This window comes from Streptomyces sp. NBC_00984, from assembly GCF_045162475.1.
Classification (GTDB): domain Bacteria; phylum Actinomycetota; class Actinomycetes; order Streptomycetales; family Streptomycetaceae; genus Streptomyces.
Map to the genome: position 1 here is coordinate 1,944,926 of NZ_CP108734.1, position 22,905 is coordinate 1,967,830.

The 22,905-nt window shown below is 71.0% G+C and carries 24 protein-coding genes; 11 read left to right on the top strand and 13 right to left on the bottom strand.

From position 1 onward, the window contains the following. Position 1 precedes the first annotated feature (1 nt). From cysC to OG520_RS08460, 7 genes are all read left to right on the top strand, one after another. A complete protein-coding gene (gene cysC / locus OG520_RS08430; RefSeq protein WP_266428495.1) occupies positions 2 to 547 on the top strand; it encodes an adenylyl-sulfate kinase in 546 nt (181 codons plus the stop codon). Then, the gene (cysD, locus tag OG520_RS08435; protein WP_406012758.1) at positions 544 to 1,479 is read left to right on the top strand and encodes a sulfate adenylyltransferase subunit CysD; all 936 of its coding nucleotides are present in this window, start codon (positions 544 to 546) and stop codon (positions 1,477 to 1,479) included. The genes cysC and cysD overlap by 4 nt, the downstream gene beginning before the upstream one ends. Beyond that, positions 1,480 to 2,853, top strand: a complete 1,374-nt coding sequence (locus tag OG520_RS08440; protein WP_406012759.1) for a sulfate adenylyltransferase subunit 1 — start codon at positions 1,480 to 1,482, stop codon at positions 2,851 to 2,853. Positions 2,854 to 3,096: 243 nt separating this feature from the next. After that, positions 3,097 to 4,212 (top strand): aliphatic sulfonate ABC transporter substrate-binding protein, encoded by a 1,116-nt coding sequence (locus OG520_RS08445; protein ID WP_399329073.1) that lies wholly within the window; start codon positions 3,097 to 3,099, stop codon positions 4,210 to 4,212. Positions 4,213 to 4,254: 42 nt separating this feature from the next. Beyond that, on the top strand, positions 4,255 to 5,046 hold the full coding sequence (locus OG520_RS08450; protein ID WP_406012760.1) for an ABC transporter ATP-binding protein: 792 nt from the start codon (positions 4,255 to 4,257) through the stop codon (positions 5,044 to 5,046). Continuing rightward, entirely contained in the window at positions 5,033 to 5,923 is an 891-nt protein-coding gene (locus tag OG520_RS08455; protein WP_406012761.1) for an ABC transporter permease, read from the top strand. The genes OG520_RS08450 and OG520_RS08455 overlap by 14 nt, the downstream gene beginning before the upstream one ends. Before the next feature lie 8 nt (positions 5,924 to 5,931). Further along, positions 5,932 to 6,684, top strand: coding sequence for a sirohydrochlorin chelatase (locus tag OG520_RS08460; protein WP_399329070.1), 753 nt, complete (start codon positions 5,932 to 5,934; stop codon positions 6,682 to 6,684). Between the two features lie 12 nt (positions 6,685 to 6,696). Here OG520_RS08460 and OG520_RS08465 read toward each other — a convergent pair whose 3' ends face one another. Beyond that, entirely contained in the window at positions 6,697 to 7,329 is a 633-nt protein-coding gene (locus tag OG520_RS08465; RefSeq protein ID WP_399329069.1) for a DsbA family protein, read from the bottom strand. Positions 7,330 to 7,431: 102 nt separating this feature from the next. Between OG520_RS08465 and OG520_RS08470 the strand changes: the two genes are divergently transcribed. Further along, positions 7,432 to 8,637, top strand: a complete 1,206-nt coding sequence (locus tag OG520_RS08470) for a hypothetical protein (RefSeq protein ID WP_406012762.1) — start codon at positions 7,432 to 7,434, stop codon at positions 8,635 to 8,637. 8 nt (positions 8,638 to 8,645) lie between these two features. Here the strand turns inward: OG520_RS08470 and OG520_RS08475 are convergent, their stop codons facing one another. Next, entirely contained in the window at positions 8,646 to 9,230 is a 585-nt protein-coding gene (locus OG520_RS08475; RefSeq protein WP_406012763.1) for a TIGR03086 family metal-binding protein, read from the bottom strand. Positions 9,231 to 9,313: 83 nt separating this feature from the next. Then, complete coding sequence (locus tag OG520_RS08480; RefSeq protein WP_406012764.1) at positions 9,314 to 10,318, bottom strand: ketopantoate reductase family protein; 1,005 nt, start codon at positions 10,316 to 10,318, stop codon at positions 9,314 to 9,316. Between the two features lie 140 nt (positions 10,319 to 10,458). Between OG520_RS08480 and OG520_RS08485 the strand changes: the two genes are divergently transcribed. Both OG520_RS08485 and OG520_RS08490 read left to right on the top strand, forming a co-directional pair. Next, entirely contained in the window at positions 10,459 to 11,328 is an 870-nt protein-coding gene (locus tag OG520_RS08485; RefSeq protein ID WP_399329065.1) for an aldo/keto reductase, read from the top strand. Positions 11,329 to 11,342: 14 nt separating this feature from the next. After that, positions 11,343 to 12,191, top strand: coding sequence for an ABC transporter ATP-binding protein (locus OG520_RS08490; RefSeq protein WP_406012765.1), 849 nt, complete (start codon positions 11,343 to 11,345; stop codon positions 12,189 to 12,191). 6 nt (positions 12,192 to 12,197) lie between these two features. Here the strand turns inward: OG520_RS08490 and OG520_RS08495 are convergent, their stop codons facing one another. The 8 genes from OG520_RS08495 to OG520_RS08530 all read right to left on the bottom strand — a co-directional run bounded on the left by OG520_RS08495 (position 12,198) and on the right by OG520_RS08530 (position 19,747). Further along, complete coding sequence (locus OG520_RS08495; protein ID WP_399329062.1) at positions 12,198 to 12,593, bottom strand: DUF4440 domain-containing protein; 396 nt, start codon at positions 12,591 to 12,593, stop codon at positions 12,198 to 12,200. Then, entirely contained in the window at positions 12,590 to 13,165 is a 576-nt protein-coding gene (locus OG520_RS08500; protein ID WP_399329061.1) for a DUF1697 domain-containing protein, read from the bottom strand. The genes OG520_RS08495 and OG520_RS08500 overlap by 4 nt, the downstream gene beginning before the upstream one ends. Before the next feature lie 122 nt (positions 13,166 to 13,287). Beyond that, complete coding sequence (locus tag OG520_RS08505; protein WP_406012766.1) at positions 13,288 to 14,490, bottom strand: S8 family serine peptidase; 1,203 nt, start codon at positions 14,488 to 14,490, stop codon at positions 13,288 to 13,290. Between the two features lie 336 nt (positions 14,491 to 14,826). After that, positions 14,827 to 15,870 carry a cytochrome P450 gene (locus tag OG520_RS08510; protein WP_406012767.1) on the bottom strand — a complete coding sequence of 348 codons (1,044 nt, stop codon included), beginning with the start codon at positions 15,868 to 15,870 and terminating at the stop codon, positions 14,827 to 14,829. Positions 15,871 to 15,985: 115 nt separating this feature from the next. Continuing rightward, on the bottom strand, positions 15,986 to 16,066 hold the full coding sequence (locus OG520_RS08515) for a tryptorubin family RiPP precursor (RefSeq protein ID WP_350985409.1): 81 nt from the start codon (positions 16,064 to 16,066) through the stop codon (positions 15,986 to 15,988). 593 nt (positions 16,067 to 16,659) lie between these two features. After that, entirely contained in the window at positions 16,660 to 17,958 is a 1,299-nt protein-coding gene (locus tag OG520_RS08520) for an ABC transporter substrate-binding protein (protein WP_406012768.1), read from the bottom strand. Continuing rightward, positions 17,958 to 18,797, bottom strand: a complete 840-nt coding sequence (locus OG520_RS08525; RefSeq protein WP_399329057.1) for a carbohydrate ABC transporter permease — start codon at positions 18,795 to 18,797, stop codon at positions 17,958 to 17,960. Before OG520_RS08525 ends, OG520_RS08520 begins: the two co-directional genes overlap by 1 nt. Further along, positions 18,794 to 19,747, bottom strand: coding sequence for a carbohydrate ABC transporter permease (locus tag OG520_RS08530; RefSeq protein ID WP_406012769.1), 954 nt, complete (start codon positions 19,745 to 19,747; stop codon positions 18,794 to 18,796). The genes OG520_RS08525 and OG520_RS08530 overlap by 4 nt, the downstream gene beginning before the upstream one ends. Before the next feature lie 125 nt (positions 19,748 to 19,872). On the opposite strand from OG520_RS08530, the gene OG520_RS08535 reads away from it, so the two are divergent. Next, positions 19,873 to 20,739: a phosphotransferase enzyme family protein gene (locus OG520_RS08535; protein WP_399329054.1), complete on the top strand. Its 867-nt coding sequence runs from the start codon at positions 19,873 to 19,875 to the stop codon at positions 20,737 to 20,739. Positions 20,740 to 20,775: 36 nt separating this feature from the next. On the opposite strand, the gene OG520_RS08540 is transcribed toward OG520_RS08535, so the two are convergent. Together OG520_RS08540 and OG520_RS08545 are read right to left on the bottom strand one after the other, a co-directional pair. Continuing rightward, a complete protein-coding gene (locus OG520_RS08540; protein ID WP_399329053.1) occupies positions 20,776 to 21,507 on the bottom strand; it encodes a 3'-5' exonuclease in 732 nt (243 codons plus the stop codon). Positions 21,508 to 21,585: 78 nt separating this feature from the next. Beyond that, a complete protein-coding gene (locus OG520_RS08545) occupies positions 21,586 to 22,818 on the bottom strand; it encodes an SAV2148 family HEPN domain-containing protein (RefSeq protein WP_266428444.1) in 1,233 nt (410 codons plus the stop codon). Between the last annotated feature and the right edge of the window lie 87 nt (positions 22,819 to 22,905).

Sequence of the window (22,905 nt, forward strand, 5' to 3'; positions counted from 1 at the left end):
GATGAGCGTGACGGAGACGGGAGCCACCATCTGGCTGACCGGTCTGCCGAGCGCGGGCAAGACCACCATCGCGTACGAACTCGCCGGGCGGCTGCGCGGCGAGGGCCATCGCGTGGAGGTGCTCGACGGCGACGAGATCCGGGAGTTCCTCTCCGCGGGCCTCGGCTTCTCCCGCGAGGACCGCCACACCAACGTCCAGCGGATCGGCTTCGTCGCCGAGCTGCTGGCGGCCAACGGCGTGAAGGTGCTGGTCCCGGTCATCGCCCCGTACGCGGACAGCCGGGACGCGGTGCGCAAGCGGCACCAGACCGAGGGCACCGCCTATCTGGAGGTGCATGTCGCGACTCCGGTCGAGGTGTGCTCCGAACGCGATGTGAAGGGTCTCTACGCCAAGCAGGCGGCGGGCGAGATCAGCGGGCTCACCGGGGTCGACGACCCGTACGAGGCTCCCGAGTCGCCCGACCTGCGGATCGAATCGCACCGGCAGACCGTGCAGGAGTCCGCGGCGGAGCTTTACGCGCTGCTGAGCGAGAGGGGTGCGGCGTGACGACCGTCGCGACCGTGTCGGAAGGCACCGGCAATCCGTACGCACTCAGCCACCTGGACTCCCTGGAGTCCGAGGCCGTGCACATCTTCCGCGAGGTGGCGGGCGAGTTCGAGCGGCCGGTGATCCTGTTCTCCGGCGGCAAGGACTCCATCGTGATGCTGCACCTGGCGCTCAAGGCGTTCGCGCCCGCGCCGGTGCCGTTCACGCTGCTGCACGTCGACACCGGGCACAACTTCCCCGAGGTGCTGGAGTACCGGGACCGCACGGTGGTCCGGCACGGACTGCGGCTCCATGTCGCCTCCGTGCAGGAGTACATCGACGCCGGAAAGCTCCGCGAGCGCCCGGACGGCACCCGCAACCCGCTGCAGACCGTGCCGCTGACCGAGGCGATCCAGCAGCACCGCTTCGACGCGGTGTTCGGCGGCGGGCGCCGGGACGAGGAGAAGGCGCGCGCCAAGGAGCGGGTCTTCTCGCTGCGCGACGAGTTCTCCCAGTGGGACCCGCGCCGCCAGCGCCCCGAGCTGTGGCAGCTCTACAACGGCCGGCACGCCCCCGGCGAGCACGTCCGGGTCTTCCCGATCTCCAACTGGACCGAGCTGGACGTCTGGCAGTACATCGCCCGCGAGGGCATCGAGCTCCCGGAGATCTACTTCGCCCATGAGCGCGAGGTCTTCAGCCGCTCCGGCATGTGGCTGACCGCGGGCGACTGGGGCGGCCCCAAGGACGGCGAGCGGGTCGAGACCCGTCAGGTGCGCTACCGCACGGTCGGCGACATGTCGTGCACCGGCGCCGTCGACTCGGACGCGACGACGCTGGACGACGTGATCATCGAGATCGCCGCCTCCCGGCTCACCGAGCGGGGCGCGACGCGTGCCGACGACAAGATGTCCGAGGCCGCGATGGAAGACCGCAAGCGCGAGGGGTACTTCTAAATGACCACACCCACCCAGCACGCAGAGCAGTTGTCGGCCACCACCCTGCTGCGGTTCGCCACCGCGGGGTCCGTCGACGACGGCAAGTCCACCCTCGTGGGACGGCTGCTGCACGACTCCAAGTCGGTCCTCACCGACCAGCTGGAGGCCGTCGAGCACGCCTCGCGCAGCCGGGGCCAGGAGGCGCCCGACCTGGCGCTGCTGACCGACGGGCTGCGGGCCGAGCGCGAGCAGGGCATCACCATCGATGTCGCCTACCGCTACTTCGCGACGCCGCGCCGCCGGTTCATCCTGGCCGACACCCCGGGGCATGTGCAGTACACCCGGAACATGGTGACCGGCGCCTCGACGGCCGAGCTGGCCGTCGTCCTGGTCGACGCCCGCAACGGCGTCGTCGAGCAGACCCGCCGCCATGCCGCCGTCGCCGCGCTGCTGCGGGTGCCGCACGTGGTGCTGGCCGTCAACAAGATGGACCTGGTCGAGTACGCGGAGCCGGTGTTCGCCGCCATCGCCGAGGAGTTCACGGCGTACGCGGCCTCGCTCGGCGTCCCGGGCTGGGGGTCTGGGGGGGACCCCCAGGAAAACTGGTGTACGGCGATCCCGATCTCCGCGCTGGCCGGTGACAACGTCGTGGAGCCGTCCGCGCACATGGACTGGTACGGCGGGCCGACGGTCCTGGAGCACCTGGAGACGGTGCCGGTCAGCCATGACCTCACCGCCTGCCACGCCCGTTTCCCGGTCCAGTACGTCATCCGGCCGCAGACCGCCGAGCACCCCGACTACCGGGGCTACGCGGGCCAGATCGCCGCCGGCGCGTTCCGGGTGGGCGAGGCCGTCACCGTCCTCCCGTCCGGCCGCACGTCGACGATCGCCGGGATCGACGCGCTCGGCGAGAGCGTGGACATCGCCTGGGCGCCCCAGTCGGTGACCATCCGGCTGGCCGACGACATCGACATCTCGCGCGGTGACCTGATCGCACCGGCCGACGACGCGCCGGCCGTCACCCAGGACGTCGAGGCGACCGTCTGCCACGTCGCCGACCAGCCGCTCGCGGTCGGCCAGCGGGTGCTGCTCAAGCACACCACCCGCACGGTCAAGGCGATCGTCAAGGACATCCCCTCGCGCCTCACGCTGGACGACCTCTCCCAGCACCCGGCGCCCGGACAGCTCGTCGCCAACGACATCGGCCGGGTCGTCGTCCGTACCGCGGAGCCGCTCGCACTCGACGCCTACGCGGACTCCCGGCGCACCGGATCGTTCCTCCTGATCGACCCGGCGGACGGCACCACGCTGTCGGCCGGCATGGCGGGCGCCTCGTTCGCCGCCGCGGCCGAACCCGAGGCCGCCGCGGACGACGCCGAATGGGACTTCTGATGGCCATCGACATCTACTCCACGTTCGCGAAGGAGGGCGGCCGCATCGGCAGCGGCGCCCTCGGCAGCGGTCAGGGCGGGGTCGCGCGATGTGCGTGATGACGTACGCGCACCGCCCGCGCGCCCACTCGTTCCAACCGCACCGCCCGCACAGCCAGTTCAGACGAAGACCTGCCGACCTCCCGGCCGCGTCCCCCTGATCGCCCAGGACGCTAGCACCGGGCCGACGAGAGGAAAGCCTCCCGTGTCTGCCCCCCGTACCACGCCGCGCCGTGCCCTCGCCGCCGTCGCCGCCCTGCCGCTGCTCGCCCTCGCGCTCACCGCCTGCGGCTACGGCTCCGAGGCGAAGCAGGACGACGCCAAGAAGGCGGACGTCGCCACCGACGGCAAGAAGCTCTCCGCGGACACCGTGAAGATCGGCTACTTCCCGAACCTCACCCACGCCACCGCCCTGGTCGGCATCCAGGAAGGCATCATCGCCAAGGAACTCGGCTCCACGACGGTCAAGCCGTCGACGTTCAACGCCGGTCCGTCCGAGATCGAGGCGCTCAACGCGGGTTCGATCGACATCGGCTTCATCGGCCCCTCGCCCTCCATCAACGGCTTCACCAAGTCCAAGGGCAAGAGCCTGCGGATCATCGGCGGTTCGGCCTCCGGCGGCGTGAAGCTGGTCGTCGACCCGAAGAAGATCAAGACCCTGGACGACCTCAAGGGCAAGAAGATCGCCACCCCGCAGCTCGGCAACACCCAGGACGTGGCCTTCCTCAACTGGATCTCCGAGAAGGGCTGGAAGGTCGACGCCAACAGCGGCAAGGGCGACGTCTCCGTGGTCCGTACGGACAACAAGGTGACGCCGGACGCCTACAGGTCCGGTTCCATCGACGGCGCCTGGGCCCCCGAGCCGACCGCCTCCAAGCTGGTCGCGCAGGGCGCGAAGGTGCTCCTCGACGAGTCGTCGCTGTGGCCGGACAACAAGTTCGTGATCACGAACATCATCGTGTCGCAGAAGTTCCTCGCCGAGCACCCGGACGTCGTCGAGGCGGTGCTGCGCGGTTCGGTCAACACCAACGCGTGGATCAACGCCAACCCGGACAGGGCGAAGGCCTCCGCCAACGCCGCGCTCAAGACGCTGTCCGGCAAGGAACTGCCGGCGGACGTCCTCGACCCGGCGTGGAAGTCGATCCGGTTCACCGACGACCCGCTGGCCGCCACGCTCGACACCGAGGCCAAGCACGCGGTGAAGGCCGGCCTGCTGGAGCAGACGGACCTGACGGGCATCTACGACCTGAAGCCGCTGAACAAGATCCTCAAGGCCGCGGGCAAGCCCGAGGTCGCCGACGCCGGTCTCGGCGTCAAGTAAGAGCGTCCGGCACCCGAACAGGATTCCCAGGAGGTGACGACCATGGCGACCACCACGCTCACCAAGGCCGAGGACCGTACGGCGGTCGGGCACGCCGCCCGCATCGACCACGTCTCGAAGTCCTTCGGCGGACCGGGGGGGCAGCAGCTCGTCCTGGACGACATCACACTCGATGTCGCTCCCGGCGAGTTCGTCACCCTCCTGGGCGCCTCCGGGTGCGGCAAGTCGACCCTGCTCAACCTGGTGGCCGGACTCGACCGCCCGACCGCGGGGTCCATCGAGACCCCGGGCGGGCGGCCGGCCCTGATGTTCCAGGAGCACGCCCTCTTCCCGTGGCTGACCGCGGGCAAGAACATCGAACTCGCGCTGCGGCTGCGCGGCGTACCCAGGTCCGACCGCCGCGCCGAGGCGGAGCGGCTGCTCGAACTCGTGCGGCTCGGCGGGTCGCACGGGAAGCGGGTGCATGAGCTTTCGGGCGGTATGCGGCAGCGGGTGGCGATGGCCCGCGCGCTCGCCCAGGACAGTCAACTGCTGCTGATGGACGAGCCGTTCGCCGCGCTCGACGCCATCACCCGGGACGTGCTGCACGACGAGCTGACCCGGATCTGGCGCGAGACGAACGTCTCGGTCCTCTTCGTCACGCACAACGTGCGGGAAGCGGTCCGGCTCGCCGAGCGGGTCGTCCTGCTCTCGTCGCGGCCGGGCCGGGTCGCCCGGGAGTGGACGGTCGACATCGACCAGCCGCGCCGCATCGAGGACACCGCGGTGGCCGAGCTGTCCGTAGAGATCACCGAACAACTGCGTGGGGAGATCCGCCGACATGGCCAGCACTGAGACCGCAGCCAAGGACACCGCCAAGGACCTGGCGGGCCTGGAGGCGGGGCTGGACGCCCTCGACGCCGTACGGGTGAGCCGGACCCCGGTCCGCGAGGTGCTGGTGCGCAAGGTGCTGCCGCCGGTCGTGGCCGTGGTCCTGGTGCTCGTCGTCTGGCAGATCCTGGTCCGGGCGCAGGTCACCGACGACTACAAGCTGCCGTCGCCGTCCCAGGTGTGGGCCGAGGTGACCGACGCCTGGGCGCAGGGCACCCTGCTCGGCTACATCTGGACCAGCGTCTCGCGCGGTCTGCTCGGCTTCCTGCTGGCGCTGGCCATCGGCACTCCGCTCGGACTGCTGGTGTCGCGGGTCAAGCTGGTCCGCGCGGCGATCGGGCCGGTGCTCTCCGGGCTCCAGTCGCTGCCGTCGGTCGCCTGGGTGCCCCCCGCGGTGATCTGGCTGGGGCTCGACGACCGGATGATGTACGCGGTGATCCTGCTGGGCGCGGTCCCCTCGATCGCCAACGGCCTGGTCGCGGGCGTCGACCAGATCCCGCCGCTGCATCTGCGGGCCGGGAAGACACTGGGCGCCACCGGTCTTCGCGGTACCTGGCACATCGTGCTGCCGGCCGCGCTGCCCGGCTATCTGGCGGGCCTGAAGCAGGGCTGGGCGTTCTCCTGGCGTTCGCTGATGGCCGCCGAGATCATCGCCTCCTCGCCCGATCTGGGTGTGGGCCTGGGCCAGTTGCTGGAACAGGGCCGGGAGACCAGCAGCATGTCGATAGTGTTCCTCGCCATCATCCTGATCCTCACCGTCGGCATCGCGATCGACCTGCTGATCTTCAGTCCGCTGGAGCGGTGGGTGCTGCGCGGCCGCGGCCTCCTCGTCAAGAACTGAGGACGACCATGACCGCTCCGGTGCTTCTCGTCATCGCCCACGGCAGCCGCGACCCGCGGCACGCGGCGACCGTGCACGCGCTCACCGCGCGGGTGCGGTCGCTGCGGCCGGGGCTGCGTGTGGAGACGGGCTTCCTGGACTTCAACGCGCCGTCGGTGCCGCGGGTCCTGGAACGGCTGGCCGCGCAGGGGGCACAGGACGTCGTCGCGCTCCCCCTGCTCCTCACCCGGGCCTTCCACGCCAAGTCCGACATCCCCACCGTGCTGCACGAGGCCCGGAGCAGGCTGCCCCGCCTGCGGGTCCGGCAGGCCGAGGTGCTCGGCCCGTCGCCGCTGCTGAACTCGGCGCTGGAACGGCGGTTGCACGCGGCCGGGGTCCGTCCCGGCGACCGGAGCTCGACCGGGCTCGTCCTGGCCTCGGCGGGCTCCACAGACCCGGAGGCGATCGCAGTGATCGCTGAAATCGCGCGGGAGCTGCGGCACACCGGTTGGTGTTCCGTGCGGCCTGCGTTCGCCTCCGCATCCCTCCCCCGTACCGAGGACGCGGTACGGGCCCTGCGGGACGAGGGTGTGCGCCGGGTGGCGGTGGCGCCGTACGTCATCGCTCCCGGCCGGCTCCCGGACCGGATCGCCGAAGGGGCGGCCGGCGCGGACGTACTGGCCGATGTGCTGGGCGCCTCGCCGGAGTTGGCACGGTTGCTGCTGACCCGGTACGACGAGGCCCGCGTCCCCGGCGCACGGGCGGCGTCGCTCACCGCGTGACGCGGCGCCCGGTCATCCCACGTCCAGGCTGCCGGTGCGGGTCCGCTTGAGCTCGAAGAGGTCCGGATTCCCGGCGAACACCCGGAAGCTGTCGAAGACGCGTCCGGCCTCCTCGCCGCGCGGTGCCGCCCGCAGGACCGGCCCGAACCAGACCGCGCCGTCGACATGGATCGTGGGCGTACCGACGTAGGCGTCGGCCTCCGGGTCCTTGCCGGCGTCATGGCTGCGCCGCAGTGCCTCGTCGTACGTCTCCGAGTGCGCGGCGTCGGCGAGCGCGGCGGGCAGTCCGAGCTCCGCGAGGGACTCGGCGATCACCTCGTCGAAGTCCTCGTTCTTCTGTTGGTGGATACGGACGCCCATCGCGGTGTAGAGGTCGCGGAGCACCCCGTCGCCGTGGGCATCGGCCGCCGCGACCGCGACCCGCACCGGGCCGATCGACCTGTCGACCAGTTCCCGGTACCAGTCGGGGAGTTCGTTGCCGATGTTGTGCAGATACAGGCTCATGACGTGGAAGCGGAGACCGATGTCGCGCCGCTGCTCCACCTCCAGCATCCAGCGGGAGGTGATCCAGGCGAACGGGCATGCCGGGTCGAAGTAGAAATCGACGGCCGTCCGGCCCGGTCGAGGTGTGTGCGATGTGGTCATGAGGTCGAGCCTAGACACGAATTGGCATGTGGTCCCGGGCCATTCGGCGTCGTATCCGCTGGGCCACTCAGGACAGGACGAGGCGGGCGGTAGCATCCCCGGATGCGAACCATCGAGACACTGGTCCCGCAGGCCGGGCAGACCGATACCGAGGGCCTGCGCGCGTTCGACGCGGACGCACTCGCGGGGCACGTCGCCGATCCGGCGCATCCGTGGTGGCGCCGCAGGGCCTGCGTGGTCGCGTTGGCCGGGCGGGTACCGGAGCACCGCGTCGCCGGGCTGATCGCACGCATCCACGACCCCGACGACGTGGGCGAGGTCCGTATCGCGCTGCTGGACCTTCTCGCGGACCGGGCGGAACTCCTGCCCTGGCTCCGGCACAAGGACCGGCGGAAGGAGGGCTGGTACGGAATGTCCGCGGCGATCCTCAAGGCGCGCGGCCTGCTCGGCGACCGCTCGGCAGCCGGCGAACTGGCGACGCTCGCGGCCGAACCGTGGCCGCGCCTGCGGGAGATCGGCGAGGCCGGACTGGACGCGCTGGTCGCCCGGTACGGAACGGAGGCGGTCCTGGCCGACGTCGGTGACGCACGCCCCCAGGACCGGGCCTTCCGCGTCCGGATGAGGCACCGCGCCGGCCAGGACGTCATCGACGCGCTCGCGGACCCCGACCGGGCGGTCGCGTACCTCACCCAGTCCCTGCTGACCGACCCGGACCGGCTCCGCGGCTACCTCGGCGAGGCGCCGACGGCCGAGGCGAAGCTGTGGGCCGCGTACGCGCTGCACCGCCTCACCGGCGACGCCGCCGAGACCCGGGCGATCCACGACTCGCTGGGCCGCCCACGGGTCGAAGTCGAAGGCCTGGACGACGAGTTGCGCGAGGCGGTCCTCCACGAGTACGGGCACGACTGCGAGGAGTGGAGCGACCCGCGGTGGCGGGTCGAGGCCATCTGCGCCGGGCCGCCCGTCCAGCCGGACGAGGACGAGCAGCTCCGCCGGGCCGTGGCCGCGCTCACCGCGGCGGGCCTGGCGCCGGAGCCCCCGGTCTCCTGCGGGGAGCACCACCGGCAGGGCGGTGGCACCTATCACGTCATCAGGTTCGGCGGGAGCGAGATCTCCCTCAGCACCCTCGGGCGGTTCGCCACCTCGCACGAGGACGAACCCGCCGCCCGCGCGGCCCTGGAAGCGGCCGGCTTCCGCTGGATCGACCCGGCGACCGGCGCGATCCAGGTCACCGGCCTCTGCGTCTACTACTTCGGCGGGCGCGAACCCCTGGACGTCAGCACCCTGCTCTTCTACTGGCAGGACTAGGGCCTGTCTCAGGCCCCGGTCCACTTCGGGTCGCGTCCGCTGTGGGCCAGCGCCTGTTCGAAGACCGACGCCGACGCGGGCACCGTCACCTCGTCGGCGAAGCCGTCGTACTGCCGGTAGAGCGCGGCAGTGCTGTCGACGACACCGAGGACGTACGCGGCCGCCCCGTCGGAGAGCCGGAACTCCTCGCCGACGGCACGGGCCACGTCCCAGCCGTGCAGGGCCGTCTCCTCGATGAGCATCGCGGCGATGTCGGCGGCCGGGGAGGTCGAACCCCCGAGGTCGACCTCGCCGTCCCAGACCGCCGGGTCCGACCAGGCGGCGACCGCACGGTCCAGCTGGGCCGCGTACCGCTGCGCCCAGTCGGCGTCGGCGGTGAAGTCGCGGGTGGTGAGCTCCTCGGGGAGGTCCTTGCGCAGGGCACGGTGCTCCAGGCCGTGGGAGGTGTACAGCACCCAGTGGTTGACGAGTCCGCGCACATCCCAGTCGCCGCAGGGCGTGTTCGGTGCGTCGAGCTGCTCGGTGCCGATGGAGCGGGCGATACGTGCCGCCTCGGCGGCGACTTCGGTCATGTGCGCGTGCTCGTTCTTCATGCGTCCCAGTCTGTGTCCGTCCCGGCAGCCGGTATTGAAGAAACGCGACACCGGGGAACGCGACACCGTCCGGTGCGACCGGCTCAGGTCGTCGCGGCGTCGACGGCCGCGACGAGTTCGGCCACGGACATCGAGCCGGCCTCCCGGCGCTCGCGCGCGAAGGTGTTCGCGGTGCGGCGGAGTACCTCGTTGACCGGCGTGGGAATCCCGTGGAGGCGGCCGAGCAGCACGATCTCGCCGTTGAGGAAGTCCGCCTCGATCGTGCCGGTGCCCCGGCTGAGGCTCTGCCAGGACGAACCGCCGCCGCGCGGGGAACCGTCGAACGGTTCGAAGCTCATCCTTCCGGCGCGTGACTCCGTCTGTTCCTCCCGGCCGACCGGGTCGATTCCGGCGGCGGCGAGCACGGCCTCCCCCTCGGCGAAGGCCCGCTCGAACAGGTCGAGCGCGGTCTGTTCGGCGAGTGGGCCGGTGACGGCCTCGATCGCGTTGGCGAGGTTGGAGAGCAGCTTGCCGTACTTCCAGCGCATCACGTCCGGCACGACGGGGGCGAGCAGCTTCGACTTCTCCAGGTCGGCGGCGATCAGCCGGGCCGTCGCGTCGGTCCCGGTGGGGTAGCGGCCCAGGTGCAGGATGCCGGTCAGCGGTGTACCGGCGACGGAGACCTCGCCCGGTTCGACGAAGGTGGCGGGCAGCCAGACGCACATCCCGTACACATGGCGGAAGTGGCGCAGGGCCAGCCGCTCGCTCTCCACCCCGTTCTGCGCGCAGATCAGCGGCAACCGCTCACCCGCCGTGGCGCCGCCCGCGACCGGCCGGACGCTCCACGCGTCGAGGGCGGCCGTGCTGTCCTGCGTCTTCACGGCGAGCACGAGTACGTCGTCCGCGGTCAGGTCGAGCGCCTCGGGCCGGTCGACGACGGGGAGGCGGTGGGTGCGGGCGCCCTCGGGCGTGACGAGCCGCAGTCCGCCGGTGCGCAGTGCCTCGTACTGCGCACCGCGCGCCACGAGCACGACATCGTGGCCGGCCTCGGCCAGGCGTCCGCCGATGGCACCGCCGACGGCGCCCGCCCCGATGATGATGTAGCGCATCCCGACTCCCGTTCCACGGCCGCACAGGTCAGAAATCCGCCCCGCGAAGGGGCGTCGGCGCCTCAGCATAGGGTCCGTGGCCACGGCGCCGATCGGCATGCGCCCGCCGGGGATCACGGGACGGCCGTAGTGTTCCCTTCATGTCTTCGCTCTCCCCTCTTCCCGATGATGTGTTCCTGCTCGGCGGCGAGCTGCCCGTACGCCGCCTCGGCTACGGCACCGCCCAGCTGACCGGCCCCGGTTACTGGGGGCCGCGCGGTGAGCGGCAGGATGCCGTGGCGGTGCTGCGGGCGGCCGTCGAGCAGGGCGTCACGCTCGTCGACACCGCCGACAACTACGGCCCGGGGGTGGCCGAGGAACTCGTCGCCGAGGCGCTCCACCCGTACCGCGAGGATCTGGTGATCGCGACCAAGGGCGGTGTGGTGCGCACCAGCGACAGCGCCTGGCACGTCGCGGGCCGGCCGGAGCAGCTGCGGGCGATGTGCGAGGCCAGTCTCCGACGGCTGCGGACGGACCGGATCGACCTCTATCAGCTGCACCGGCTGGACCCGGAGGTGCCGATGGCCGACCAGCTGGGCGCTCTGGACGCGCTGAGGCAGGAAGGTAAGATCCGGTACATCGGTCTGGACACCCTCACCGCCGACCAGCTGGAGCAGGCTCTCTCCCTGACCGGGATCGCCTCGGTGCAGAACCGCTTCAATCTCCTCGACCGTTCGTCGGACGCGGTACTGAAGGTGTGCGAGGCCCACGGCCTGGCTTTTCTGCCCTGGTTCCCGCTGGCCAACGGCGCTCTGACCGGCGACGCCGCCGCGGCGCTCACCGGCATCGCCGACCGGCACGGTGCCACCCGCGGGCAGATCGCCCTCGCCTGGCTGCTGCACCGCTCCCCCGTGCTGTGCCCGACCCCGGGCACCGGTTCGCCCGCCCATCTGGCGGAGAACCTGGGGGCCCGGGAGATCCGGCTGTCCGCCGAGGACCTGAGCGGCCTGGAGGCGCTCGCACCCGCGTGAAGGAGTACTCGCCCGTGACCACCGCCCGTACCACCTCTGCCGTACCCGCCCCGGCCCCCGCCGAGACCGCCGCCCCGGTGATCCGGGCCGACGACGTCTCGCTCGTCCGGGACGGCAATGTGCTGCTCCGCTCGGTCTCCCTGACCGTACGGAGCGGTGAGCACTGGGCGCTGCTCGGAGCCAACGGCGCCGGGAAGAGCACGCTGCTGGGGCTGCTCGGCGCGGTCAACCACCCCACCCGGGGTTCGGTGGAGGTCCTGGGACGCACCCTCGGCCGGGTCGATCTGCGGGAGCTGCGGTCGCTGCTCGGGCATGTCAATCCGCGTCATCCGCTGCGTTCCCCGCTGTCGGTGCACGAGGTGGTGCTGACCGGCCTGACCAACTCGGTCGAGCCGGTGCCGCGCCGCTCGGTGGACGAGGAGCAGCGGGACCGGGCGGAGCGGCTGCTCAAGATGCTCGGCATGGGCGGCAAGTCGGGGTCGCGCTGGCCGGCGCTGTCGCAGGGTGAGCGGGGCCGTACGCTCATCGCCCGCGCCCTGATGCCGCAACCGCGGCTGCTGCTGCTCGACGAGCCGGCCACCGGTCTCGATCTCGCCGCGCGCGAGCAGTTGCTCGACAGTCTGGACGTGCTGCGCGAGGAAAATCCGGAGCTGGCGACGGTCCTGGTCACCCATCACCTGGAGGAGCTGCCCGCCTCCACCACGCACGCGCTGCTGCTGCGGGGCGGCCGGTGCGTGGCCTCGGGTCCGGCGGACGAGGTACTGACCACGGACCGGGTCAGCGACTGTTTCGGGCATCCGGTGCGGATCTCCCGCACGGACGGCCGGTGGGCGGCGCGGGCACAGCGCGTCGCCCGTCGCTGACCGGGCTCAGCCGTCGTCGTCGGCACCGGTGTCCGCGGCGGTGCCGAACGGCGTGGCCTGGTGGAAGTAGAGCAGCCAGCCCGCGTCGGTCAGCCGCCACACCGAACTGCGGTGGGCGAGGCGCCCCTTCGTCTCGGTGTCGTAGGTGAGGTGGACGAGGTCGTCGCCGAGCTGGACCCCGCTCATCCGGGACGCGGTCATCGGGCCGGGGCGCGGGGCGTCCTTCCCGGTGAGCGAGGCGATCATGGTCTCGCGGTCCCAGACCCGGCCGGCGTAGTCGATCTCGCGGTAGTCGGGGTGCAGCACCCGGGAGAGGAGTTCGGCGGAGGCGCGCACGGCGGGGTCCAGGAGGCGCAGCTCGCCCTCGACCGCCGCGGCCACGCCGGGGAACGGTTCGGTCATGCGGGGGCTCCGTCGCGCGCGGTCCCCGTGGGTGCCGTCATCTCCACCAGCTTGACCACGGTGTTCCAGTTGCGCGAGGTGGCGACGATGCCCTTGGTGACGGAGGACCGGGACAGCGCCTCGGCGAGTTTCGAACGGCCCAGCCCGTCGGGGGCGTAGAGGTAGAGCGCACGGTCGCCGAGGCCGAACGCCTCGGGGAGGAAGGCCGCCGGGTCGATCCGGGCGAAGCGGTCGGCATCGACCGGCTGGTCGTAGTAGGTGATGTGCAGCTGCTTGCCTTCGAGTTCGGCGGCCGGGAACGGGCAGGCCGCCGCAACTGCCGCCAGGTAGACGCCGTCCCGGACCAGACAGGGGACGGGGAAGCCGAACCGCTTCTCGATGGCCTGCTCCAGCTCGGCGGCGAGGGCGTTCTCGTCCTCCGACGCGCTGCTGAAGACGGCGTTGCCGCTCTGCAGGTGGGTGCGGACGTCGCCGTGTCCCAGTTCGGTGAGCAGCGTACGGAGTTCGGCCATCGGGACCCTCTTGTGGCCGCTCACGTTGATCCCGCGCAACAGCGCCGCGTACATGGTCATGGGCACACCATAGGACGATCTCTTCGCACGGTGCGGCCGCCGCGCCCCGTGGGGGAGGGCGCGGCGGCCGCCGGTTCCGTCGTGACCGGGCATTCGCCGCCCGGTCACTGCTGCGGGGTCGGCTACTCGACGACCTTCAGCAGCTTGTTCGGCGTGCCCTCGGTCGCGTTGGAGATCGCGTCGGGGGTGGCCCCGTCGGTCAGCGCCGTGGCGACCTCCTCCGGGGTGGCGTCCGGGTGTCCGGCGAGGTAGACGGCGGCGGCACCGACGACGTGGGGGGTCGCCATGGACGTGCCGGAGATGGTGTTGGAGCCGTCGTCGCTGTCGTTCCAGGACGAGGTGATGTCCGAGCCCGGGGCGTAGATGTCCACGATCGAGCCGTAGTTGGAGAACGAGGACTGCTCGTCGTCCACCGTGGACGAGGCGACCGTGATGGCCTCCGGGACGCGGGCCGGGGAGCTCTCGCTCGCGTCGGCGGATTCGTTGCCGGCGGCCACCGCGAAGGTGACTCCGGAGGCGATGGCCTTCTGGACCGCGGCGTCGAGAGCCTCGTCCGCGCCGCCGCCGAGGCTCATGTTGGCGACGGAGGGGCCCTCGTGGTTCTCGGTGACCCAGTCGATGCCGGCGACGACCTGCTCGGTGGTGCCCGAGCCGGAGTCGTCGAGCACCCGGACGGCGACGATCTTGGCCTTCTTGGCGACCCCGTAGGTCGCACCGGCGATGGTGCCCGCCACGTGGGTGCCGTGGCCGTTGCCGTCGTCGGCGCTGTCGTCGTTGTCCACGGCGTCGTAGCCCGAGCTGGCCCGGCCCTCGAACTCGTTGTGCGTGGTACGGACACCGGTGTCGATGACGTACGCGGTGACGCCCTCGCCCGCGCTGTCGGGGTAGGTGTACGCGTTGTCGCCGGCCGTCTCGGCCTGGTCGATCCGGTCCAGCCCCCAGGACGGCGGGTTGGCCTGGGTCTCGTCGATGTGGAACTTCTTGTTCTGGACGACCTTGGAGACGGCCGGGTCGGCCGCCAGACGCTTGGCCTCGGTGAGCGAAAGGCCGCTGGCGGAGAAGCCGTTGATGGCGGAGCTGTAGTTCCGCTTCAGCTTGCCGCCGTACTCCTTGGCGAGCTTCGCCTTGTCGGCCTTCTGGTCCAGCATCACGATGTAGCTGCCGGAGACGGCGTTCGCCGCGTCCGCGCCGTAGACGACACCCATCGTGGGAGCGGGTGCGGCACCGGCGAGGGAGGTGTTGAGGAGGGTGACTCCGGCCGCTGCGGCCACCGCGGTTATCGCCGCGGTCAGCTTGATCCGGCGTGCGCGCTTGTGAATTGCCATGAAGAGGGGTCTCCTCGTCATTCTTTGTGGGGGGATTGACCCCCGGCCGGAAGATCTCCGGGGGTTGGCTCGAAACCCTCGCCGATTGACGCGCCCAGATCAAGACCTTCATACAGCTGTGACTTACTCAACAAAGTTGCGTAATAAGAAACCGGCCAGCCACGCCCAAGTCAGGCACGGTCGCCGCGGCATCCGCCGCGCACACCGGGCCCACGGCACGACCGGCACACTTCGCACATGGGAAGACGAACCCCGCCCGGCCGTAGGCGCGGACGGGGGAACGGCCGGTTTCCACCCCCGTGTTCACAGAGCCCTCACGAGGTGACCACGTTGAGGTCAGCTTCGGACGACCCGGACCTCGGAGACCCCCATCAGCCCGGCCAGGGGCACCTGCGCGGTGGTCTGCTCCGGACTCACCGTCAGGCCGTCGCCGCGCAGCATGTCGAGCAGCATCTCGGCGAGCGGCATCACCATGTGCCGGCCCCAACAGCGTTCGGAGGCATGCCCGAAGGGGAGGTATCCGGGCTGATCGTCCGGGTCGAGACTGTCCCAGCGCTCGGGGCGGAACTCGTCGGGGTCGTCCCAGAGCGCGGGGTCGCGGTGGCTCACCAACGGCAGGATCAGTACGTCGTCGGCCGCGCCGATCCGGGAGTCGAGTGCGGGGTACTCCGGTGACGCCTTCCGCAGGACGTTCCAGGAGGGCGGCAGCAGTCGCATGGCCTCGTACAGGATGTTCCGGTTCGAGGTGTCCGCGTCGAAGGGCGATCCGAGCCAGAGCGCGTTGGCGACGAGCGTCGAGACGGTGAAGCAGACCGGGGCCGCCGCCCGCCGGTAGAGGCCCATCGCGTAGCGCCGGTCGCTGTAGCTCCCGGCTTCGGCGGTCAGGCCCGCGATGGCGGAGACGGGTGCGCCGGGGCGGAGCCGGCCGGGCAGCGCGGCCCCCGCGGCGATGACCGTCCAGGTGAGCTTGGGCGTCAGCTCCAGCGCGCGGTCCATGAGGATGCGCAGCCGGTAGGGGTCGGCTCCGAGAACCAGATCGCGCAGGAACACATGGCCGACGTGCGGCCACTCGCCGGAGAGGTCGACCGCCTCGACGGGCTTCTTCAGTGCCGTCCGCACGTCCCGGCCGATGGCCTGCATGACCGTCGACGCCTCGGTGCGCGGAATGGAGCGCCCGTGAAGGGGTTTGAACGTGGGGCGTTCGTCCTCGGCGGCCGGCCTGGCGGCGAGGATCCGGTCCGTCAGGCCGGCCCCGGCGACGCCGACGGTGCCGGGGTCGAGGCGGAAGACCTCCTCGCCCCGGTGGTCTCGCAGGAGCGCCTGGAGTCTCGGCGCGAAGACGACGTCCCGGGCGCGGCTGCCGGTACCGGACATGTGCATCGGTGGTCTCCAAGAAGCGGGAAGGGCCCGCGCCCGGCGGGCCGATGAGGCCTGGCCGGACACGGGCCCGAATCGACTGACCGTGTCCCTCGAAGTGACGGACCGTTCTGTCGGTTTAGTACCAGTGGTACCAGGCGTACGCCTTCAGGCTCTTCTCCGGCGTCATCTTGTCCTTGAGCAAGAAAAGGAACTTCATAACAGCACCTCCATCTTTTACTCTGAATTTGCATTCATGCGGGCATGACTCTGACCGTTCACGACGACAATCCCCCGCCTCTGACCGGGAATTTCTCGCCGCTCACCGCCGACAGGAGTGAAGCTCAGCACGAAAGGGCTTGTCAATGACTTCTTCTTTCCCCGCGCCCGAATCACAGCGAAACGGGCGGGGGTGGAACCAAGTCCGGGCGATTTCCATCCGGGCAGGCCGAAACAGGCCGCGCGTTCAGTTTTCGGCAGCGTCCGACAGGCGAGACGCGCCGGAGGAACCACCGCGACAGCAGGCACGATGCGGCACCCATACCCGCACAGGCTCGCGGGCACAAGGATCTGAAGAGTCGAATTCAAGCCACTGAATGTCTGAATCGCCGACGTTCAGGAATATTTCGGACCGGGCTCCGCGATTCCCGTGCTCTCACCGGAGAGCTCGGGCGGCGAGCCCAAAGAAACGTACCGGTCGGTAATTCCGGGTCCGGCCGCAAGAAAAACTGAGTGGCCCATGAAATCGACCCGACCGGAACGGCGGCGAATGGCCGAAGGGACCATCCGCCGCCGCGTCGGCCTCGGGTGGGTTCAGCGCTGATAGCGGGCCAGGACCCGGTTCCCGTCGTCGACCAGACGCTTCCTCAGCTCGTCCGCCCCGACAGCACCGCTGTAGTACTCCTGGAGGGCGGGCGTGGCGACCTTGTCCTTCCACTCCGGGTAGCCGCGCACCGACTGGGCGGGCGCCGGCCGGAGCGCCTTCGCGACGGCGACACCGGTCGCCCAGCCGTTCTCGGCGGTGTGCAGGGACGGGTCGGCGAGGGCCTCGGTGCCGGTCGGGAGCATCCAGTCACCCTTGGCCAGGCGCACCATGTTCGGCGGCCGGAGCAGGAAGTCGATGAACTGCGCGGCCTCCTTCTTGTGCGGGCTGGCCTCCGAGACGGACAGGGTCTGCGGACTCACCCCCTGGGCGAGGCCCGCGCTGCCTGCGGGGGCCGGCAGGACCGTCCATTCGAAGCCTTCGGGGGCCTGTTCGACGACCTGCTGGCGGTACGAGAAGCCCAGCGGCACCATCGCGTACTTGCCGCCGAAGAATCCGGGCAGGGTGTCGGAGCCGCCCATGCCGAGTGCGGTGCGCGAAGCACTGTGGTCGATGTCGACCTGGTCGTGGATGGTGCCGGGGACGATCCGGTCGCCCTCGTCCGCACGGATGGTCACCTTGCCGTCGGCGCCGCGGTGGAAGAGCTCGCCGCCGTCGGAGAGGCCGAGGTTGAGGGTGATGGAGACCGGTTCCTTGAGCGGCCAGGCGACGCCGTATCGCCCCTTGCCCGTCAGCTCCTTGGTGACCTGCCGGAACTCGGCCCAGCTCCAGGGTTCGCCGGGGGTCGGGATGCGGACCCCGGACTCGGCGAGGATCTTGGTGTTGGCGATCAGGACGCGGGGCTCCTGGAGGAACGGCACTCCGTAGACGCCGTCGCCGAAGGTGGTGGTGGACCAGCTCTGCCGAGGGATGTCGGCGGTCAGCCGGCCGGGGAGCAGCCCGCGCAGGTCCGCGAGGTAGCCGCCGTACGCGAAGTCGGCCAGGTCGTCGGAGGCGTCGTGGATGATGTCCGGCGCCTCGCCGCCCCCGAAGGAGGTGAGCAGCTGGTCGTGGACGGTGTCCCAACTGCCCTGTACATAGCTGACATGGATGTCCGGATGGGCTTCGTTCCACTCCTTCACCAGTTGCTTGTTGGCGTCGACGGACTCCTTCTGCCAGGCCAGCGACTGGAAGCTGAGCTCGATCCTCCCGTTGTCGCCCCTGCCGTCGTCCGTCCCCGCGCAGCCGGTGAGCAGCAGGGCCAGCGCGGTGGCCGCCGCGGCGGCCGTCGTCCGCAGGGATGGCCGCATCAGCTCTTCACCGCCCCGGCCAGCATGCCGCCCGTGATCCGACGCTGGATGATCGCGAAGATGACCAGCGAGGGCAGGGTGGCGAGGAACGCGGCGGCGGCGAGCGGCCCGAGATCGGCCGCGCCCTCCGCACCGATGAAGTGGGTCAGTACGACCGGCAAGGTCTGCTTCTCCGGGGTCTTGAGCAGGACGAGCGCGAAGAAGAGCTCGTTCCACGCGGTGATGAAGGCGAAGAGCGCGGTGGCGACGATGCCGGGGGTCAGCAGCGGGGCCGTGACCGAGACGAGTGTCCGCAGCCGGCCCGCACCGTCGACCGAGGCGGCCTCCTCCAGTTCGGCGGGCACGGCCCGTACGTATCCGACCAGCATCCAGAGCGCGAAGGGCAGCGCCCAGACGGCGTAGACCGTGATCAGCCCCCACCGGGTGTTGATCAGATGGAGGTTCTTCAGGATCAGGAAGAGCGGGATGATCAGCAGGACGAGCGGGAACGCCTGGCTGATCACGACCCATCCGGTGGCCGCCGTCGAGAGCCTGGAGCGGCGGCGGGCCATCACGTACGCCATGGGCGTGGCGACGACGACCGCGATGAGGGCGGCGCAGACCGCGGCGATCAGCGAATTGGCGGCGGCCTGGAGCAGCGGCTGTTCGTCGAACGCCTTGCGGAAGTTGTCGAGCGTCGGATGGTCGGGGATCCAGGTGGGGTGCAGGGAGCCGAGTTCGCGCGCCGGTTTGAAGGCGGTGGAGATCAGCCACAGGAACGGGAACGCCAGGAAGACGAGATAGCCGAGCAGCGCGGCGTACTGTCCGGCGCGTGCGGTTCTGCTGGTGCGCATGCTCACCGGTCCTCGCCTCCCCTGAGCCGGCCGGCGAGATGGACCGCCAGGATCACGGAGATCACCGCGACCATCACACAGCCCATCGCCGCGGCGTATCCGAACTGTCCGTAGTGGAAGGCCTCTTCGTACGCGAAGAGCATCGGCAGCCGGGTGCGGCCGCCGGGTCCGCCGTTGGTCAGTACGTAGACCAGGGCGAAGGAGTTGAAGTTCCAGATGAAGTTGAGCGCGGTGATGGCGAGCGCGACCGGTCTGAGCACCGGCCAGGTGACGGTACGGAAGCGGCGCCAGGCACCGGCTCCGTCCAGGGCGGCCGCCTCATGGAGTTCGTGCGGGGTGTTCTGCAGCCCGGCGAGCAGGGCGACGGTGGTCTGGGGCATGCCCGCCCAGACGCCCACGACGATCACGGCGGGCAGCGCGGTGGCGAGTCCGGTGAGCCAGTCCCGGCCGTCACCGAGGCCGAGATCGCGGATGGTCTCGTTGAGGACGCCCGCGTCCGGGTTGTAGACGAGCCGCCACATGATGCCCACGACCACCTCGGGCATCGCCCACGGAATGATCGCCAGCGCCCGTACCAGCCAGCGCATCCGCAGATTCTGGTTGAGCAGCAGGGCGAGGCCGAGGGCCAGTACGAACTGCGGGACGGTGACGCCGAACGCCCACACCAGACCGATCCGGAACGAGTCCCAGAAGAGGGTGTCGTGGAGCAGGTCCTGGAAGTTGAGTCCGCCCACCCACTGGGTGGAGCGGGTGCGTCCGGACTGGGCATCGGTGAAGGCCAGCGCGATGCCGTAGAGCAGGGGGCCGACACTGAGAATCAGGATCGGGATCAGCGCGGGCAGCACCAGGAACCAGGTTCCGGCACCCTTCCGGTCGACCGGCCGTGACCGTTTGTCCTGGGGCCCGGCGGGCGGGTCATGCTTTCCGGAACGTACAGCTGCACTCGCTAATGTCATGAATTAGCCCCCTTGCGTCATTCGATCGGCTTCATACCGTTCTGGCCGCTCAGGTGGCCTCCGTCATCGTGCTGACGGGCCGTCGGTTCGTCAAGCCGACCTGCGCTGATGCGAAAATCGGAGCCATGAACGAGATGCGTGCGCGTGAGGTGCTGACCGCTGCCGGACTGTCCGGCGGTGCGGAGCTGCTCGCGATGGGTGAGAACGCGGTGTTCGCCGTCGGCGACCTGGTGGTCAAGGTCGGCCGGGACGCCGTGCAGCACCCGGAACTGCGGGACCGGGCCGAACGCGAAGTGGCCGTCGCCCGGTGGCTGGCCGCCTCGGACGTCCCCGCCGTACGGGCCGCCGAGCCCGCGGCGCGCCTGGTCGAGGGCCACCCCGTGACCCTCTGGCACCGGCTGCCCGACGCCGTACGCCCCGCCGAGCCGCGGGATCTGGCACAGCTGCTCACCCTGGTGCACGCGCTGCCCGCCCCGGACGGCTTCGGCCTGCCGCGCCGTGAACTGCTGGGCGGGGTCGAACGCTGGCTGCGGCTCGCGGGCGACGCGATCGACCCGGCCGACGCCGACTATCTGCGGGAGCGCCGCGACGGCTTCGCGGCGGCCGCCGCCGCACTGGTCCCGCATCTGCCCCCGGGGCCCATCCACGGCGACGCGCTGCCCCGTAATGTCCACGTCGGTCCGGACGGGCCGGTGCTGGTCGATCTGGAGACCTTCTCCGCGGATCTGCGCGAGCACGATCTGGTGGTGCTCGCACTGTCCCGGGACCGGTACGGCCTGGCGCCCGAGGCGTACGACGCCTTCACCGCCACATACGGCTGGGACGTCCGCGAGTGGGAGGGCTGCGCGGTGCTCCGCGGGGCCCGGGAGACGGCCAGCTGCGCCTGGGTGTCCCAGCACGCGCCGGCCAACCCGAAGGCCCTCGCGGAATTCCGCCGCCGGGTGGCCTCGCTGCGAGACGGCGACACGGCGGTGCGGTGGTATCCGTTCTGAGGGCTGCCCCCGGACCTCGGCGGTGGGTCCGGGCCGTCAGCCCGCGGCGACCCCGGCCGGCTCCCGCAGCGGCCAGTGGCCGTCGATCACCGCGTCCGCGGTGCCCTTGCGGCGCAGGAACTGCTGGAAGTCCGCCGCCCATTGCGCGTACCACTCCACCTGGCGCTCATGCAGCTCGGCGGCGGTCAGCCCGGCCACCGAGCCGTGCCGCTCGGCTATGGCGTACGCCACCCGGACGGCGGCCAGCGCGTCCGCCCCCGCGTCATGGGCTCCGCCGTGCACCACGCCGTACTCGACGCAGACCGCTTCCAGGTTGCGCTTGCCCTTGCGGTAGCGGTCGACGGCCCGGTCGATGGTGTACGGGTCGATGACCGGCCCGATCCCCGCCCCGTCGAGCCGGTCGCTCAGCGACGGCAGCCCGTGCCGCTGCAACTCGGCCGTGAGCAGCGTCAGATCGAAGGCCGCGTTGTACGCGACGACCGGCACGCCGCGGCGCCAGTACTCCGTGAGCGTGCCGGCGATCTCGTCGGCCACCTCGCGCACCGGTCGGCCCTCCGCCGCCGCCCGCTCGCTGCTGATGCCGTGGATCGCCGAGGCCTGCTCGGGAATCCGGATGCCCGGATCCGCCAGCCAGCTGTGCTGCCGCACCGGCTCCCCGTCCCTGCCGCCGACGCCGACGATCGCGGCTGTCACGATCCGGGCCTCCAGCGGTTCCGTGCCCGTCGTCTCCAGGTCGAAGCCGACCAGCGCCTCCCGGTGCCAGCTCATCCCGTACCTCCTTCGTGGTGCTCTCCCCCAAGTGATGACCACCCTCGCATGCACCACTGACAACGCGGCCCCGGCCCCTCAGGAGACGGGCCGGGAGTCCGCCCACACGGACTCGAATTCCTCGCGGTACGTCTCGAACAGCCCGTGCTCGTTGTCCTGCCCCGCCCGGACCACGGCGCGCCCGCCGCCGCGCAGCACCAGCACGGGCGCCTCCATGCCGCGTGCGCGCCGCAGATAGGTCTGGACGACCCCGACCGCGTCCGTCCCGTCGCCGTCCACCAGATAGGCCGTGAAGCGCGGTGTCTCGTCGAACACATGGATCTCGAAGGCGCCCGGATCACGGAGCTTGGAGCGGACCCGGCGCATATGGAGGATGTTCATCTCCACCGACCGGCTCAGCTCGCCCTTCTTCAGACCCAGCTCCCGCTCCCGGCGCTTGACCGCGCTGCTCGCCGGGTTGATGAAGAGCAGCCGGACCCGGCAGCCCGACTCGGCGAGCCGGATGAGCCTGCGGCCGGAGAAGTTCTGCACCAGCAGGTTGAGCCCTATGCCGATCGCGTCGAGCCGGCGCGAACCGCCGAAGAGATCCTCGGCCGGCAGCTGGCGCTGGAGCCGCACCCGGTCGGAGTGGACGGAGACCACGTCCGCGTACCGGTCGCCGACGAGCTCCTCGACGGCGTCGACCGGGAGCCGGTCGGCCGACGGGACCGCGGCGCCGCTGCCCAGGATCTCCAGGAGCCGGGCGGAGGCGCGCTCGGCCTGGGCGAGGACCGCCTCGTTCAGGGCGCGGTTGCGGGAGACCACGTTGCGCGCGACCTCCAGCTCGTCGAGCGCCAGCTCCACCTCGCGCCGGTCGTCGAAGTACGCCTCGAAGCACGGCCAGTGCTGGACCATCAGCTCACGCAGCTGAGGCAGCGTGAGGAAACTGAGGACGTTGTCGTCCGCGGGGTCCAGCAGATATCCCTTGCGGCGCGAGACCTCGCGCACGGCGACGGCGCGCTGCACCCACTCCTGCCCGGCGGGCCCGGCGGCGGCCACCACCCAGTCCTCGCCGTGGACCGGCTCGTAGATGGGCCGGAGCACCGCGGCGACCACGGCGCGCAGCCGCTGCTCCACGAGATTCAGCCAGATGTAGGCCCGGCCGGCCCGCTGGGCGCGCGTACGCACCTCGCTCCAGGCGTCCGCTCCCCAGTCCAGTTCCGCGCCGATCTCCATGGGCTGCGCAAGTGAAACCGCCCCCGGCGGGACATCGGTGGAGTCCCCCTCGTGACCTGGGTCACCTGGGGGCAGCTCGAAGCCTCCCGAGCTCACCCGCGCACCGCCTTCCACTCCCCCACCAACGATCAAGGAAGGGTACTCCGGGAGCGGGAGCCGGTGCAGCCGGATGCACATGCTGCT

What these genes read in the sequence shown, in the direction of transcription:
- OG520_RS08465 (WP_399329069.1), bottom strand. Translation starts at nt 7,329, where the DNA reads ATGACCACATCGCACACACCTCGACCGGGCCGGACGGCCGTCGATTTC.
- OG520_RS08505 (WP_406012766.1), bottom strand. Translation starts at nt 14,490, where the DNA reads ATGGCAATTCACAAGCGCGCACGCCGGATCAAGCTGACCGCGGCGATA.
- OG520_RS08495 (WP_399329062.1), bottom strand. Translation starts at nt 12,593, where the DNA reads ATGACCGAACCGTTCCCCGGCGTGGCCGCGGCGGTCGAGGGCGAGCTG.
- OG520_RS08500 (WP_399329061.1), bottom strand. Translation starts at nt 13,165, where the DNA reads ATGACCATGTACGCGGCGCTGTTGCGCGGGATCAACGTGAGCGGCCAC.
- OG520_RS08475 (WP_406012763.1), bottom strand. Translation starts at nt 9,230, where the DNA reads ATGAAGAACGAGCACGCGCACATGACCGAAGTCGCCGCCGAGGCGGCA.
- OG520_RS08530 (WP_406012769.1), bottom strand. Translation starts at nt 19,747, where the DNA reads ATGACATTAGCGAGTGCAGCTGTACGTTCCGGAAAGCATGACCCGCCC.
- OG520_RS08535 (WP_399329054.1), top strand. Translation starts at nt 19,873, where the DNA reads ATGAACGAGATGCGTGCGCGTGAGGTGCTGACCGCTGCCGGACTGTCC.
- OG520_RS08460 (WP_399329070.1), top strand. Translation starts at nt 5,932, where the DNA reads ATGACCGCTCCGGTGCTTCTCGTCATCGCCCACGGCAGCCGCGACCCG.
- OG520_RS08440 (WP_406012759.1), top strand. Translation starts at nt 1,480, where the DNA reads ATGACCACACCCACCCAGCACGCAGAGCAGTTGTCGGCCACCACCCTG.
- cysC (WP_266428495.1), top strand. Translation starts at nt 2, where the DNA reads ATGAGCGTGACGGAGACGGGAGCCACCATCTGGCTGACCGGTCTGCCG.
- OG520_RS08515 (WP_350985409.1), bottom strand. Translation starts at nt 16,066, where the DNA reads ATGAAGTTCCTTTTCTTGCTCAAGGACAAGATGACGCCGGAGAAGAGC.
- OG520_RS08540 (WP_399329053.1), bottom strand. Translation starts at nt 21,507, where the DNA reads ATGAGCTGGCACCGGGAGGCGCTGGTCGGCTTCGACCTGGAGACGACG.
- OG520_RS08485 (WP_399329065.1), top strand. Translation starts at nt 10,459, where the DNA reads ATGTCTTCGCTCTCCCCTCTTCCCGATGATGTGTTCCTGCTCGGCGGC.
- OG520_RS08455 (WP_406012761.1), top strand. Translation starts at nt 5,033, where the DNA reads ATGGCCAGCACTGAGACCGCAGCCAAGGACACCGCCAAGGACCTGGCG.
- OG520_RS08470 (WP_406012762.1), top strand. Translation starts at nt 7,432, where the DNA reads ATGCGAACCATCGAGACACTGGTCCCGCAGGCCGGGCAGACCGATACC.
- OG520_RS08450 (WP_406012760.1), top strand. Translation starts at nt 4,255, where the DNA reads ATGGCGACCACCACGCTCACCAAGGCCGAGGACCGTACGGCGGTCGGG.
- OG520_RS08480 (WP_406012764.1), bottom strand. Translation starts at nt 10,318, where the DNA reads ATGCGCTACATCATCATCGGGGCGGGCGCCGTCGGCGGTGCCATCGGC.
- OG520_RS08520 (WP_406012768.1), bottom strand. Translation starts at nt 17,958, where the DNA reads ATGCGGCCATCCCTGCGGACGACGGCCGCCGCGGCGGCCACCGCGCTG.
- OG520_RS08510 (WP_406012767.1), bottom strand. Translation starts at nt 15,870, where the DNA reads ATGCACATGTCCGGTACCGGCAGCCGCGCCCGGGACGTCGTCTTCGCG.